Annotated in this window: 13 protein-coding genes; 2 read left to right on the plus strand and 11 right to left on the minus strand. The window is 61.6% G+C overall.

Features of this window, described 5'->3' with window-relative positions:
* Positions 1-83: 83 nt before the first annotated feature.
* The 8 genes from nuoF to HU764_RS07045 form a co-directional block, all read right to left on the minus strand.
* The gene (gene nuoF / locus HU764_RS07010) at positions 84-1,463 is read right to left on the minus strand and encodes an NADH-quinone oxidoreductase subunit NuoF (RefSeq protein WP_027592811.1); all 1,380 of its coding nucleotides are present in this window, start codon (positions 1,461-1,463) and stop codon (positions 84-86) included.
* Positions 1,460-1,957, minus strand: a complete 498-nt coding sequence (gene nuoE, locus HU764_RS07015; RefSeq protein ID WP_003251433.1) for an NADH-quinone oxidoreductase subunit NuoE — start codon at positions 1,955-1,957, stop codon at positions 1,460-1,462. The genes nuoF and nuoE overlap by 4 nt, the downstream gene beginning before the upstream one ends.
* Positions 1,958-1,959: 2 nt before the next feature.
* Positions 1,960-3,741, minus strand: coding sequence for an NADH-quinone oxidoreductase subunit C/D (gene nuoC, locus HU764_RS07020; protein WP_027592809.1), 1,782 nt, complete (start codon positions 3,739-3,741; stop codon positions 1,960-1,962).
* A gap of 79 nt (positions 3,742-3,820) precedes the next feature.
* The gene (locus HU764_RS07025; protein ID WP_012313769.1) at positions 3,821-4,498 is read right to left on the minus strand and encodes a NuoB/complex I 20 kDa subunit family protein; all 678 of its coding nucleotides are present in this window, start codon (positions 4,496-4,498) and stop codon (positions 3,821-3,823) included.
* Between the two features lie 10 nt (positions 4,499-4,508).
* On the minus strand, positions 4,509-4,922 hold the full coding sequence (locus HU764_RS07030; protein ID WP_003251427.1) for an NADH-quinone oxidoreductase subunit A: 414 nt from the start codon (positions 4,920-4,922) through the stop codon (positions 4,509-4,511).
* Between the two features lie 379 nt (positions 4,923-5,301).
* A complete protein-coding gene (locus tag HU764_RS07035; protein ID WP_186680788.1) occupies positions 5,302-5,964 on the minus strand; it encodes a lysoplasmalogenase in 663 nt (220 codons plus the stop codon).
* Between the two features lie 229 nt (positions 5,965-6,193).
* A complete protein-coding gene (aceA, locus tag HU764_RS07040; protein WP_012273289.1) occupies positions 6,194-7,519 on the minus strand; it encodes an isocitrate lyase in 1,326 nt (441 codons plus the stop codon).
* 490 nt (positions 7,520-8,009) lie between these two features.
* Positions 8,010-8,744 (minus strand): secretin N-terminal domain-containing protein, encoded by a 735-nt coding sequence (locus HU764_RS07045; protein WP_225935700.1) that lies wholly within the window; start codon positions 8,742-8,744, stop codon positions 8,010-8,012.
* A 176-nt stretch (positions 8,745-8,920) separates the two neighbouring features.
* Between HU764_RS07045 and HU764_RS07050 the strand changes: the two genes are divergently transcribed.
* Positions 8,921-10,363, plus strand: coding sequence for a SulP family inorganic anion transporter (locus HU764_RS07050; protein WP_186703712.1), 1,443 nt, complete (start codon positions 8,921-8,923; stop codon positions 10,361-10,363).
* 129 nt (positions 10,364-10,492) lie between these two features.
* Here HU764_RS07050 and fusA read toward each other — a convergent pair whose 3' ends face one another.
* Positions 10,493-12,604 (minus strand): elongation factor G, encoded by a 2,112-nt coding sequence (gene fusA / locus HU764_RS07055; RefSeq protein ID WP_186680792.1) that lies wholly within the window; start codon positions 12,602-12,604, stop codon positions 10,493-10,495.
* A 73-nt stretch (positions 12,605-12,677) separates the two neighbouring features.
* Positions 12,678-13,103 (minus strand): hypothetical protein, encoded by a 426-nt coding sequence (locus HU764_RS07060; protein WP_186680795.1) that lies wholly within the window; start codon positions 13,101-13,103, stop codon positions 12,678-12,680.
* A gap of 220 nt (positions 13,104-13,323) precedes the next feature.
* Here HU764_RS07060 and HU764_RS07065 point away from each other — a divergent pair, with 220 nt between their 5' ends.
* The gene (locus HU764_RS07065; protein WP_186680798.1) at positions 13,324-13,626 is read left to right on the plus strand and encodes a hypothetical protein; all 303 of its coding nucleotides are present in this window, start codon (positions 13,324-13,326) and stop codon (positions 13,624-13,626) included.
* A gap of 3 nt (positions 13,627-13,629) precedes the next feature.
* On the opposite strand, the gene HU764_RS07070 is transcribed toward HU764_RS07065, so the two are convergent.
* Positions 13,630-14,874, minus strand: coding sequence for a 2-aminoadipate transaminase (locus HU764_RS07070; RefSeq protein WP_186680800.1), 1,245 nt, complete (start codon positions 14,872-14,874; stop codon positions 13,630-13,632).
* Positions 14,875-14,912 lie beyond the last annotated feature (38 nt).

The following is a 14,912-nucleotide window of genomic DNA, read 5'->3' on the forward strand; positions in this document are numbered from 1 at the left end:
TCTGTACGCCTGCGGCCCGCCGCGAATCGTTCGGGCCGGCCTGCAGGCTGGCGGGTGGCACGGACCACCCGCAGCTCATCTTGTTATGCGCCGACCACGATCGGCCCGCTCGGTACTGGCTTGGCCAGGTTCGGGCGCAGGGCATCGGCAGCACTGGCTGGGGCGACACCGGCCTCGAACTCGGAGCGGAAGTATTTGATGGCACTGCCCAACGGCTCGACGGCACCCGGTGCGTGAGCACAGAAGGTACGGCCTGGGCCGAGGAAGTTGACCAGGCCCAGCAGGGTCTCGATGTCTTCGGCGCGGCCTTGGCCTTGCTCCAGCGAGCGCAGCATTTTCACGCTCCACGGCAGGCCGTCACGGCATGGGGTGCACCATCCGCACGATTCGCGGGCGAAGAACTCTTCCATGTTGCGCAGCAGCGAGACCATGTTGATGCTGTCGTCGACCGCCATGGCCAGGCCAGTCCCCATCCGGGTGCCAACCTTGGCGATGCCGCCGGCGTACATCTGTGCGTCGAGGTGCTCGGGCAGCAGGAAGCCGGTACCGGCGCCACCTGGCTGCCAGCACTTGAGCTTGAAGCCGTCGCGCATGCCGCCGGCGTAGTCTTCGAACAGCTCACGGGCGGTGACGCCGAATGGCAGTTCCCACAGGCCAGGGTTTTTCACCTTGCCGGAGAAGCCCATCAGCTTGGTGCCGTGGTCTTCGCTGCCTTCGCGGGCCAGCGACTTGTACCAGTCGTTGCCGTTGGCGACGATGGCCGGCACGTTGCACAGGGTCTCGACGTTGTTCACGCAGGTCGGCTTGCCCCATACGCCAACGGCGGCAGGGAAGGGCGGCTTGGAGCGTGGGTTGGCGCGACGGCCTTCCAGCGAGTTGATCAGTGCGGTTTCTTCACCGCAGATGTAGCGGCCGGCACCGGTGTGCACGAACAGCTCGAAGTCAAAGCCCGAGCCCAGGATGTTTTTGCCCAGGAGGCCAGCGGCCTTGGCTTCGTCGATGGCGCGGTTTAGGTTTTTCGCTGCGGTGGTGTACTCGCCACGCAGGAAGATGTAGCCGCGGTAGGCCTTCAGGGCGCGGGCGCTGATCAGCATGCCCTCGACCAGCAGATGGGGCTGTTGCTCCATCAGCATGCGGTCCTTCCAGGTGTTCGGCTCCATTTCGTCCGCGTTGCACAGCAGGTAGCGGATGTTCATGGATTCGTCTTTAGGCATCAGGCCCCACTTCACACCCGTGGGGAAGCCTGCGCCGCCGCGGCCCTTGAGGCCGGAGTCTTTGACGTTCTGCACGATGTCGTCTTGCGACATCTCGCTCAGTGCCTTGCGGGCAGCAGCGTAACCGTTCTTGGCCTGGTACTCGGCAAGCCACACCGGCTCGCCGTCGTCACGCAGACGCCAGGTCAGTGGGTGGGTTTCGGCCGAACGCGCGATGCGGTTGGCCGGGCCGAAGGAAGTAATGGTCATACGTAACCCTCCAGCAGTTTGGAAACGCCAGCAGGCTGCACGTCGCCAAAGGTGTCATCGTCGATCATCAGGGCCGGGGCCTTGTCGCAGTTGCCCAGGCAGCAGACCGGCAGCAGGGTGAAGCGCCCGTCGGCGGTGGTCTGGCCGAGGCCGATGCCCAGTTCGCTTTGGATCTGGCTGACCACCGACTCGTGGCCACCGATGTAGCAGACCATGCTGTCGCACACACGGATGATGTGGCGGCCGACCGGCTGACGGAAGATCTGGCTGTAGAACGTAGCCACGCCCTCGACGTCACTGGCCGGGATGCCCAGCACTTCGCCGATGGCGTGAATGGCGCCGTCCGGCACCCAGCCACGTTCCTTTTGGACGATCTTTAAGGCTTCGATGGACGCCGCGCGCGGGTCCTCGTAGTGATGCATCTCGTGCTCGATGGCCGAGCGCTCGGTTTCGCTCAGGGCGAAACGGTCTGTCTGGATAAGCGTGCTGTTCATGCTTAGCGGTCCACGTCAGCCATAACGAAGTCGATACTGCCCAGGTACGCAATGAGGTCGGCGACCATGCTGCCTTTGATCACCGAAGGGATCTGCTGCAGGTGCGGGTAGCTCGGGGTACGGATCCGGGTGCGGTAGCTCATGGTGCCGCCATCGCTCGTCAGGTAGTAACTGTTGATGCCCTTGGTCGCTTCGATCATCTGGAACGACTCGTTGGCCGGCATGACCGGGCCCCACGAGACTTGCAGGAAGTGTGTGATCAAGGTTTCGATGTGCTGCAGGGTGCGCTCTTTCGGCGGCGGCGTGGTCAGCGGGTGATCCGCCTTGTACGGGCCTTCCGGCATGTTGCGCAGGCACTGGTCGATGATGCGGATACTCTGACGCATCTCCTCGACACGGACCATGCAGCGATCGTAGGCATCGCCGTTGTGGGCCAGCGGTACTTCGAACTCGAAGTTTTCGTAGCCGGAATACGGGCGCGCTTTACGCAGGTCGAAGTCGCAACCGGTGGAACGCAGGCCGGCACCGGTGGTGCCCCATTCCAGCGCTTCCTTGGTGTTGTACGCGGCGACGCCGACGGTACGGCCCTTGAGGATGCTGTTCTGCAGGGCGGCCTTGGTGTATTCGTCGAGGCGCTTAGGCAGCCAGTCGACGAAGTCCTTGACCAGCTTGTCCCAGCCGCGCGGCAGGTCGTGGGCGACGCCACCGATGCGGTACCAGGCCGGGTGCAGGCGGAAACCGGTGATGGCTTCGATCACGGTGTAGGCGCGCTGGCGGTCGGTGAAGGTGAAGAACACCGGGGTCATGGCGCCGACGTCCTGGATGTAGGTACCCAGGAACAGCAGGTGGCTGGTGATGCGGAAGAACTCGGCGAGCATGATGCGAATCACGTCGACCTTCTGCGGCACCTTGATGCCGGCCAGCTTCTCTACCGCCAGTACGTACGGCAGGTTGTTCATCACCCCGCCGAGGTAGTCGATACGGTCGGTGTAGGGGATGAAACTGTGCCAGGACTGGCGCTCGGCCATCTTCTCGGCGCCACGGTGGTGGTAGCCGATGTCCGGGACGCAGTCGACGATCTCTTCACCGTCCAGCTGCAGGACGATACGGAACGCACCGTGGGCAGAGGGGTGGTTGGGGCCGAGGTTGAGGAACATGTAGTCCTCGTTGGCGCCCTGGCGCTTCATACCCCAGGCTTCCGGGTTGAAACGTGCCGATTCCTCTTCAAGCTGCTGCTTGGCCAGGGTCAGGCTGTAGGGGTCGAACTCGGTGGCGCGGGCTGGGTAGTCCTTGCGCAGCGGGTGGCCTTCCCAGGTGGGCGGCATCATGATGCGGCTCAGGTGCGGGTGGCCGGCAAAGTCGATGCCGAACATGTCCCAGACTTCGCGCTCGTACCAGTTGGCGTTAGGCCAGATGCCGGTCACGGTCGGCAGGTTCAGGTCGCCTTCGCTGAGCGACACCTTGATCATCACGTCGCTGTTACGCTCGACCGACAATAGGTGGTAGAACACGCTGAAATCGGCAGCGGGCAGGCCGCGGCGCTGGGTGCGCAGGCGCTCGTCGACGCCATGCAGGTCGTACAGCATGCTGTATGGCTTGGCGACGTTGCGCAGGAAGCTGAGTACTTCTTTGAGCTGTGCACGTTTTACCCACAGCACCGGCATGCCGGTGCGGGTTTCCTGGGCGACGAAGGCGTCGGCACCAAAACGGTTGTGCAATTCGACGACCACATCCTGGTCGTCAGCCTTGTAAGGCGGAATATAAATAGCGGTGTCCGCTGTCATGGTCTCGGTCGCTTTGAGTCAACGTAGAGAATGAAGCCAGGCCGCCGGCTCCTTGGGGAGCGGGCGGCAGGTCGCTGGATCAGACTTCGTCGGGGCTGCGCAGGTTGGTTACCGCGATACGCTGTTCACGACGCAGGTCTTTCTGGGCAGGCATCTCGGCACGGTAAATGCCTTGATCACCAACAACCCAGGAAAGCGGGCGTCGCTCCTGGCCAATCGACTCCTGCAGCAGCATCAAGCCTTGCAGGAACGCTTCAGGGCGAGGCGGGCAGCCAGGCACGTAAACATCCACGGGGAGGAACTTGTCGACCCCCTGAACGACCGAGTAAATGTCGTACATGCCACCGGAGTTGGCGCACGAACCCATGGAGATGACCCACTTCGGCTCGAGCATCTGCTCGTACAGGCGCTGAATGATCGGCGCCATCTTGATGAAGCAGGTACCGGCGATGACCATGAAGTCGGCCTGACGCGGCGAGGCCCGGATGACTTCGGCGCCGAAGCGGGCGATGTCGTGGGGCGCCGTGAAGGCCGTGGTCATTTCCACGTAGCAGCAGGACAGGCCGAAGTTATACGGCCAGAGGGAGTTCTTGCGACCCCAGTTGACCGCGCCACGCAGCACATCTTCGAGTTTCCCCATGTAGATGTTCTTGTGGACCTGGTCCTCGAGCAGTTGGTCGGTGACGGTTTCCCGTTCACCTACCGGGTACTGCTCGTTGGGCGCATCCGGATCGATTCTGGTGAGATTGTATTGCATTGCCAAAGCCTCATTGTTTCAGCTTCGCTTGCCGCTTGCGGCGACCTTCGGGAGCCCAATCAAGAGCACCGACGCGCCAAAGGTAGACAAGACCTGCCAACAGAATTGCTATGAAAACGAGCGCTTCGACGAACCCGGTCCAGCCGCTTTCGCGGACGGACACAGACCATGCAAAGAGGAAGAGGGCTTCGATATCGAAGATCACGAACAGCATCGCGACCAGATAGAATTTGGCGGACAGACGCAGGCGGGCGCTGCCGACGGGCAGCATGCCGGATTCGAAGGGTTCGTTCTTGGCGCGGCCCCAGGCCTTGCTACCGAGCAGGCTGGACAGACCGAGCATGAAGGCACACAGGCCGACGACACCCAAAAGGAAGATGGCAAAGCCCCAGTTGTGGGCGATGAGTCCTGCCGAATCGGACATGCTAGAGATCCTTATACAGAGACCCAGCTCTGCAGTCTGAAATAAGTAGAGCGGCGACCTGGTGTCGCACATGCAGTGACCAAATGTCGCAGCTGAATCAATCGCGCTGATTTTATGGGTAAACCCGGTGCAAGTAAAATTTCTGTGGCAATTTATTCGTAGGATTAAGAACAAAAATCTTTCGTAACTGGCTGAAAGCCTTGAATTTCGGGCATTGCGCGCGTTTTTGTTAATTATGTTTCTTGCGCGATGTAACGAATTCCTAATTATGTAATGATAATTAATCGCATTGAGACTGGTGCGGTGAAATTCTCCTCTTGTGAGCCTTGCAAAGTTGCCCGGGCGGGTTGGCTACTTGCAAATGCGAAAAAGGCTCGTTCTAACAGCTTCCAGCGCCTTGCGCACCGCTCTGGGTCAATACTTTATCGGTTAAGCCGTGGCGGGCCGATGAAGCGATTGCCCACTGGCCCAGCCAGTAAGCGACGATGATCAGGTAAGGCGCAGCAGCGAACGGGCTGACGAAGCGGTCGATACCGATCAGGCTGTCAGAAAATACGAACATGCACGCGCCGAGCCCGGCGATACCGCCGCATGCCAGAGCGCGCCAGAGCATGGCACTGATCGCCAAGGCATACAGCGCCACTGGGGCCAGGAGCGGGCCGAGGCCGTGGCTGGCCAGCACCCCCAGCAGCGTCGAGCCCGTCGCCGCGCTCAGCAGCAGAGCTGGCAGGGCCGGGCGTAACGTCAGGTTGCAATAGGCACGCAGGTAAGCCAGGTGGGCGCAGAGAAACGCTGCCAAACCGAACACGAACAGGTCGGCTGGGACGGCCAGAAGTACGTCACCCAGTACCGAGAAACCCAGGCCGATGACGATCCAGTGGCGGTATACAGTGTCGGGTCCCTGGTAGAGCCAGGCGATCAGTGCCAGTACCGGAACGGGTTTGACCAGCAGGCCAAGCAGGGCATTGTCGCTGGCCAGTGCATAGAGATAAAAAGCAGCGGCTGCGACGGCGATTGTGATCAGGTGGCTTGGACGAAGCATGGGCAGTCCTTGCTACTGTGCTGCCACAAGCATAGTCCGGATCCTGGGTTTTGCTTTCGTCTGCGCTGGCCTCTTCGCCGGCAAGCCCGCTCCCACAGGTATCGCGCCATGCTTGAAATAGGCGCAGAACCTGTGGGAGCGGGCTTGCCCGCGAAGAGGCCAGGGCAGGTAAAAAAGAAGGCCCGAGACGCTTGCGAGTCCTGGGCCTTCCTTCAACAGCCCGCTGTTATCAGTGGAACTGCTCTTCCTCAGTCGAACCGGTCAGCGCAGTCACCGACGAAGCCCCACCTTGAATCACGGTGGTCATGTCATCGAAGTAGCCAGTGCCCACTTCCTGCTGGTGCGCAACGAAGGTGTAGCCTTTGCTGGCATCAGCGAATTCCTGCTCCTGCAGCTTGACGTAGGCAGTCATGTCGTTGCGGGCGTAGTCGTGCGCCAGGTTGAACATGCCGTGCCACATGTTGTGAATGCCAGCCAGGGTGATGAACTGGTGTTTGTAGCCCATGGCCGACAGCTCGCGTTGGAACTTGGCGATGGTCGCGTCGTCCAGGTTTTTCTTCCAGTTGAAGGAAGGCGAGCAGTTGTACGACAGGATCTGGTCCGGGTATTCCTTCTTGATCGCTTCAGCGAAGCGGCGGGCTTCGTCCAGGTCCGGCTTGGCGGTCTCGCACCAGATCAGGTCGGCATACGGTGCGTAGGCCAGGCCGCGGGAGATTGCCTGGTCGAGGCCTGCACGCACTTTGTAGAAGCCTTCACGGGTGCGCTCGCCGATCACGAACGGTTGGTCGTACGGGTCGCAGTCGCTGGTCAGCAGGTCGGCGGCGTTGGCGTCGGTACGGGCCAGAATGATGGTCGGTACGCCCGAAACGTCAGCTGCCAGGCGCGCGGCAACCAGCTTCTGTACAGCTTCCTGGGTGGGTACCAGTACCTTGCCACCCATGTGGCCGCATTTTTTAACCGAGGCCAGCTGGTCTTCGAAGTGCACGCCGGCAGCGCCCGCTTCGATCATGTTCTTCATCAGCTCGTAGGCGTTCAGTACGCCGCCGAAACCGGCTTCGGCGTCAGCTACGATTGGCGCGAAGTAGTCGATGTAGCCTTCGTCGCCTGGGTTCTTGCCGGCTTTCCACTGGATCTGGTCGGCGCGGCGGAACGAGTTGTTGATGCGCTTGACCACGGTCGGTACCGAGTCGACTGGGTACAGCGACTGGTCGGGGTACATGGACTCGGCCGAGTTGTTGTCGGCGGCAACTTGCCAGCCAGACAGGTAGATAGCCTGGATGCCGGCTTTGACTTGTTGTACTGCCTGGCCGCCGGTCAGGGCGCCCATGCAGTTGACGAAATCTTTTTCTGGGCGGAAGGACGGGTGGGCACCCTGGGTGACCAGCTTCCACAGTTTTTCTGCGCCCTGGCGGGCCAGGGTGTGCTCCGGCTGCAGGGAGCCACGCAGGCGAACGACATCAGCGGCGGTATAGGTACGGGTCACGCCTTTCCAGCGCGGGTTTTCGGCCCAGTCTTTCTCGAGGGCTGCAATTTGCTGTTCGCGTGTCAGTGCCATGGAAATAAACCTCGTCGCATCGATCTTGGGGTAATTGTGCTGATGCTCGGGTGCAGATCAGAGGCCTGGCGGCTGTCCTGTTCGGGGGCGTGCGGCGGCGAACGCGAAGGCTCGAAGGGGAAGGGGGTGCAGGCCAGGCGAAGGTGTGCGCTGCAGGTCGGCTCGTGGTTGCCTTGCTGCGGTGCTACGCGATTGCCAGAACTGCGGTGATGCGCTTCCGTCCCTCGGGACAACTTCTTCGTTGCAGTCGCAATCCCGTCGAACCGCCTTGTGGGCCGTATAGACACGAGGCGCCTCCAGGGGTGGGAGGAGCACGCCTCGAAGGCCCTTGCCAGGGCCCCTGATTAGCGGGAGCGAGGCCATCATGCCCTTGAGAAAAAGTACCTGTCAAATGTTTTGTAGTGACTTTTTTCACTTACTACATCTTTGGTCTAATACGACTCGGCAGTCAGTTTCTAGGCCATTGGTCGAGGCCTTGAATTGCCTGGGATCAGTCCAGAAGGTCGACTTTTACACGTAAAGTCATGTTTTCACCGCGCTGGGTACTGTAAGTGTGGCTTGACGCGCTACGATCGGACTGGCTCTGCTGGTTGAACCCCGCCAAGGTGATCCATTCCCCGAGCTTGCCGGTGACTGTCGTGTCGGTGCTTTGTACTTTCACTACATCTGCACGTTCCTGGCTGATGCGATCATTATTGGTGCTTATTTGCAGACGAACCGTTTCGCCGCTCAGGCTGGGGGTAACGTAGAAACCTTGGGTCACATTGCGGTATTCGGTGTTGCTTTGAATGCGCCCATAACCGTCGGTACTGGTGCTGGTGACCGGGATGCTCTGGCCAACCTGGATCAGCGCGGCCTGGCCTTCGCTGGCCTGAACCTGCTGCATGCCGCCTTCGCGGTTGCTGGTGCCGTAGCGGATGACGTGAGCGTTGCCGCGGGTGTCCTGGAAGTTGCTGTCGTTGTTGTCGACGCTGATCAGCAGGCGCTTGGGCGCGGTGTCCAACTGTTGCAGCAGGCTACGCAGGTCGTCGATGCGCTCGGGGCTGGCATTGACGATCAGCTTGTTCTCGAAGGCGCTGACGGTGCCGTCCTTGCCGATGAACGATTGCGCAGCGGGCAGCAGTTCGGCGCTGCTGCGGTACTGCAAGGGGAGGACTTCGGTGGCGGCGTGAGCGCTGAGGGTGGCAGCCAGCAGCAAGGAAGTGAAAAGCGGGCGTAGCGGCATGTCCATGATCTCCGCAGTGGGTATCAACATGATGGCAAATTTGCCCAGGTTGTGCAGGTTATGCATCAAGGGGCGGCATCCTGCACGTTTGAGCGGTGGCCGCTGTCAGACAAATTCCGTAACATCGCGCCCCTCGATTGCCAGCCCCTCCGCCTGGACCGCCTCACAGGAACTTCATGAAACCCGTACGACTGCGCGCCGACCTGCTCGCCGGCCTGACCACTTCGATCGCCCTGGTGCCTGAGTGCATCGCCTTCGCCTTAGTGGCGCACCTCAACCCGCTGATGGGCCTGTATGGCGCTTTCATCATTTGTACCCTGACTGCACTGTTCGGCGGCCGTCCGGGCATGATTTCTGGTGCTGCCGGATCGATGGCGGTGGTGATCATCGCGCTGGTGGTGCAACACGGGGTGCAGTACTTGCTGGCCACGGTGCTGCTTGGCGGGGTGGTGATGATCTTGTTTGGCCTGCTGCGCCTGGGCAAGCTGGTGCGCCTGGTGCCTTACCCAGTGATGCTGGGCTTCGTCAACGGCCTGGCGATCGTCATCGCCCTGGCTCAGTTGGAGCACTTCAAGCAGGGCGGTCAGTGGCTCAGCGGTTCGCCGCTGTACCTGATGGTCGGCCTGGTGGCGCTGACCATGCTGGTGGTCTACATACTGCCCAAGCTGACCCGTGCCGTACCGCCCGCGCTGGTGGCCATCCTGGGGGTAGGCCTATTGGTGTACCTGCTGGGTTTGCCGACCCGCACCCTTGGCGACATGGCGCACATCGCCGGTGGCCTGCCGCAAGTAACGCTGCCGGATGTGCCGTGGAACCTTGAAACGTTCAAGATCATCGCACCCTACGCGGTTCTGATGGCCATGGTCGGCCTGCTGGAGACCCTGCTGACGCTTAACCTCACCGACGAAATCACCGAAAGCCGTGGCTTCCCAGACCGTGAGTGCGTGGCCCTGGGCGCCGCCAACATGGTTTCGGGCCTGTGCGGTGGCATGGGCGGCTGCGCGATGATCGGGCAGACGGTGATCAACCTCAGCTCCAATGGCCGCGGCCGGCTATCGGGCGTGGTTGCCGGGGTGATGATCCTGCTGTTCGTGTTGTTCTTGTCGCCGCTGATCGAGCGTATTCCGCTGGCAGCCCTGGTGGGGGTGATGTTCGTGGTTGCCCAGCAGACCTTCGCCTGGGCCTCGTTGCGCGTGTTGCACAAGGTGCCGGTGAACGATGTGCTGGCGATCATTGCGGTGACCATCGTCACGGTGTTCACCGACCTGGCCGTAGCGGTACTGTTTGGTATTGTCATCGCGGCGGTGAACTTTGCCTGGCAGCATGCGCGGGAGCTGTATGCCGACAGCCACGAGGAAGCGGGCGGCGGCAAGCGTTATCAGGTACATGGCACGTTGTTCTTTGCCTCGACCGCCTCGTTCCTCAACCAGTTCGATACGGCGAAGGATCCGGCGCAGGTTACGCTGGACTGCCAGCATTTGAGCTTTGTCGATTATTCGGCAGTTGCGGCGCTGAAAACCTTGCGTGAGCGGTATACCAAGGCGGGCAAGCATTTGCGCGTGGTGCACTTGTCGGAGCGGTGCAAGAAGCTGTTGAAGCGGGCTGGCGAGCAGCTCTGAGAAGGTTATTACCTGCACCGGCCCCTTCGCGGGCAAGCCCGCTCCCACAGGTATGCCACCGGATTCAAGGCGAATGGAGTTCCTGTGGGAGCGGGCTTGCCCGCGAAGGGGCCGGCACAGGTGAATGAATTATTCCCCGCGGTTCTTCTTCACGATCCCGTCAGCAATGCTGGCCGGTGCCTCGGCATAGCGGATGAACTCCATCGTGTAGCTGGCGCGGCCCTGGGTCATCGAGCGCATGGAAGTGGCATAGCCGAACATTTCGCCCAGCGGCACTTCGGCGCGTATCACCTTGCCGGCTGGCGTCTCGTCGCCATCCTGGATCATCCCGCGACGCCGGCTCAGGTCGCCCATGATGTCGCCCTGGTATTCCTCTGGGGTCACCACCTCAACCTTCATCACCGGCTCTAGCAGCACTGCCCCGCCTTTTTGCGACAGCTGCTTGGTGGCCATGGACGCGGCTATCTTGTAGGCCATTTCGTTGGAGTCGACGTCGTGGTAGGAGCCGTCGAACACCGCTGCCTTCAAGTTGATCAGTGGGTAGCCGGCGAGCACGCCATTCTTCATCTGCTCTTCGATACCTTTCTGGATGGCCGGGATGTACTCGCGGGGTACCACGCCACCGACGATCTCGTTGATGAATTCCAGGCCTTCCTTGCCTTCGTCGCCCGGGGCGAAGCGGATCCAGCAGTGGCCGTATTGGCCGCGCCCGCCGGATTGGCGAACGAAGCGGCCTTCGATCTCGCAGGTGTTGCGGATCTTCTCGCGATAGGCCACCTGCGGCTTGCCGATATTGGCCTCGACGTTGAACTCGCGGCGCATGCGGTCGACGATGATGTCCAGGTGCAACTCGCCCATGCCGGAGATGATGGTCTGGCCGGTTTCCTCATCGGTGCGCACGCGGAACGACGGGTCTTCCTGGGCCAGCTTGCCCAGGGCTATGCCCATTTTTTCTTGGTCGGCCTTGGTCTTAGGCTCCACGGCTACGGAGATCACCGGGTCGGGGAAGTCCATGCGCTCTAGGATGATCGGCTTATCGATGTCGCACAAAGTATCGCCGGTGGTGACATCCTTCATGCCGATCAATGCGGCGATGTCGCCGGCGCACACATCCTTGATTTCGGCGCGCTGGTTGGCGTGCATCTGCACCATGCGGCCGATGCGTTCCTTCTTGCCCTTGACCGAGTTGAGCACGGCATTACCGGAGCTGAGCACCCCGGAATACACTCGGGCAAAGGTGAGGGTGCCGACAAACGGATCAGTGGCAATCTTGAAGGCCAGGGCCGAGAAGGGCTCTTTGTCGTCGGCGTGGCGCTCAAGGTGCTGTTCTTCATCGTCCGGGTGGGTGCCCTTGATTGCCGGGATTTCCGACGGTGCGGGCAGGTAGTCGATGACCGCATCGAGCATCAGCGGCACGCCCTTGTTCTTAAACGACGAGCCAAGGATGGTCGGCACAATTTCATTAGCAATGGTGCGCTGGCGCAGGGCGGCCTTGATCTCGTCGATGCTGAGTTCCTCGCCTTCGAGAAACTTCGTGGTCAGCTCATCGTTGGCCTCTGCCGCGGCTTCGATCATGTGCGCGCGCCATTCGTCGGCGAGCGCCTGGAGCTCGGTAGGGATCGCTTCTTCGCGGTAGGTGGTGCCGTTGTCGGCATCGTTCCAGTAGATGGCCTTCATCTTCACCAGGTCGATCTGGCCGACAAAGTGCTCTTCGCTGCCGATGGCCAGCTGGATCGGCACCGGGTGATGCCCCAGGCGCTTGTCGATCTGCTTGACCACGCGCAGGAAGTCGGCACCCTGGCGGTCCATCTTGTTGATGTAGGCCAGGCGCGGCACGTGGTACTTGTTGGCCTGGCGCCACACGGTTTCCGATTGCGGTTCGACCCCGTCGGCGCCGCTGAACACCACCACCGCGCCGTCGAGCACACGCAGCGAGCGTTCTACCTCGATGGTGAAGTCGACGTGGCCAGGGGTATCGATGATGTTGAAGCGGTACTTGTCGGGGAACTGCTTGGTCGAGCCCTGCCAGAAGGCCGTGGTGGCTGCCGAGGTGATGGTGATGCCGCGCTCCTGTTCCTGGGCCATCCAGTCCATGGTCGCGGCGCCATCGTGCACCTCGCCCATCTTGTGATTGACCCCGGTGTAAAACAGGATGCGCTCGGTGGTGGTGGTCTTGCCGGCATCCACGTGGGCGACGATGCCGATATTGCGATACAGCTCGATGGGCGTTGTACGGGCCATGGCGGACTACCTGCGGATGGGCGGATTCTCCCACGTTAGCAGACCGGAAGAATCCTGCTTTACCGCCGGGCCGTCAGTCGACCTGAGCCTGTAGCAGCCATTGGCCGTCCACTTCACGGGCCAGGCCGCTAGCAGGCAGCAGGGCCAGCAAGCGCTCGTGCAGGGCGTCGTCGGTGAAGGTCTTGAGCTTGGCCATGTCCAGCGCGCCGACCAGGTTGAGGTCTTCTTTGTGGTACGACAGCCAGGCTTTTTTCAGCACCAGCAGCACATCGCTGCCTGCGGTGTTGGCGAAGCGGCGGTTGAGCGGGCGGCCTTCCAGGGTGAAATTGTGCGCGTGGCTGTAGCTGCTCTGGTCGCCACCGTCACGGCAGCGATGGCACTGGCACGGGCCTTCGGCGAACGCGTTGCGCAGGTAAGTGTTGAAGTCCACGACGGGCTTGAGGGACAGGCGTTTGTCGACCTCGAACAGGTCGGCGATCAGGGGTTCTTCGGCGCTCACTCGGGATCCTCGTGTGGTGTGGCGTGCATCGGCGGGCACCCTAACAGATCGGGGCGGGTGAGGCCATTTTGATCTGTTGATGACGGCCACCCAGGTGCCAGGCATGACGCTGTACCTGTGGGAGCGGGTTCACCCGCGAAGAGGCCAGTAGAGACAACAGGCAAAGGCTGCCGTACTCTACGCGCCAAAACGCCTACACATCTAATTGAGGTAACCCCGCTTGAGCAGCAAGTACCCGTACACCGCCACCGTGACCATCAGCGCTGAAGACCGCGGGGGCGACATCGAGGCCTCGGAAAACCCCAGCATGCGCGTGGGCCTTGAAGCGGTGACCGAAACCCTGAAGAAGGTGCATTTCGTCGGTACGCTCGCAGCTCCCGAAAAGCCGGCCACGCACATCTGCGTTACCCTGGAAAACGGCCTGACCTACTACGGCCCGATCGTCAACGGCCACGCCGAACTCGAAGGTGGCTGGATCGCCTTCGAGTCCGACATGCTCACCCCTGAAGAGCTGGGCCTGTAAGCCTCAGTTCAACTCTGCCAGGCACTGCTCGAGGATATCCAAGCCTTCTTCGAGCACCTCGGCTTCGATGGTCAGTGGTGCGAGCAGGCGGATGATATGCCGCGCCTTGCCACTGGGCATCAGCAACAGGCCTTTGCCGCGCGCTGCTTCCATGACCTTGGCCAACTGGGCCGGTGCCGGGCTGCCGTCGGCGTTGACGAATTCGATGCCGCGCATCGCGCCGACACCGGTCAGCCTCCCGATGAACGGGTACTGGGCTTTCCAGCGCTCGACGCGGCTGACAATCGCCTGTTCCTGGCGTTCGCCCCAGGTGGCGACGTTCTCGTCGGTCATCTGCGCCAGGCTCGCCAGCGCCGCTGCGCAGGCAATCGGGTTGCCCGAATAGGTCCCGCCCAGGCCACCCTTCGGCAGTGATGCCATCAATTCTTTACGGCCCACGACCGCACCCAGTGGCATGCCGCCTGCGATGCTTTTTGCCAGCAGCAGCAGGTCGGGCTCGATGCCCAGGCGCGGGAAGGCAAAGCGCTGGCCGGTACGGCCAAAGCCCGACTGGATCTCGTCGATGATGATCAAAATGCCGTGCTTGTCGCAGAAGTGGCGCAGTGCCTGGGCGAATGCTGGGTCGAGGGCGAGGAAGCCGCCTTCACCCTGGACCGGTTCGAGGATGAAAGCTGCCACATCTTCAACCGCCAGTTCGACGCTGAACAGCCGGTCCATGGCCTTGAGTGCCTGTTCGCAGGTGACGCCGGTGTCGGCACTGGGGTAGGGCAGGTGGTAGACCGGGCCTGGCAGATCGCCGACGCGTTGCTTGTACGGGGCGACCTTGCCATTGAGGTTCAGGGTTGCCAGGGTGCGGCCATGGAAGCCACCGTCGAATGCAATCATCGCGCGCTTGCCGGTGGCGCCACGGGCCACTTTTAGGGCGTTTTCCGCCGCTTCCGCGCCACTGTTGGTGAGCATGCCGGCCAGCGGGTAGCTGACCGGGACAAACTCGCTGAGGCGCTCCATCAGGGCAAGGTACGGGCCGTGGGGGGCTGCGTTGAAGGCATAGTGGGTGAGGCGGGTGGCCTGGGCCTGGATCGCTTCGACCACGGCTGGGTTGCAATGGCCCAGGTTGAGTACGCCGATACCGCCGACGAAGTCGATATAACGTTTGCCGTCGGTGTCCCAGACTTCCGCATTCTTGCCGTGGGAAAGTGTAATTGGGTGAACGATGGCAATGGACTGGCTGATACTTTCCTGATTCATGGTGCACGCGGACCTTGTTCGAGTTTCCCACTATCGAA

It is taken from the genome of Pseudomonas kermanshahensis (genome assembly GCF_014269205.2).
In the GTDB taxonomy this organism is placed as follows: Bacteria; Pseudomonadota; Gammaproteobacteria; order Pseudomonadales; family Pseudomonadaceae; genus Aquipseudomonas; species Aquipseudomonas kermanshahensis.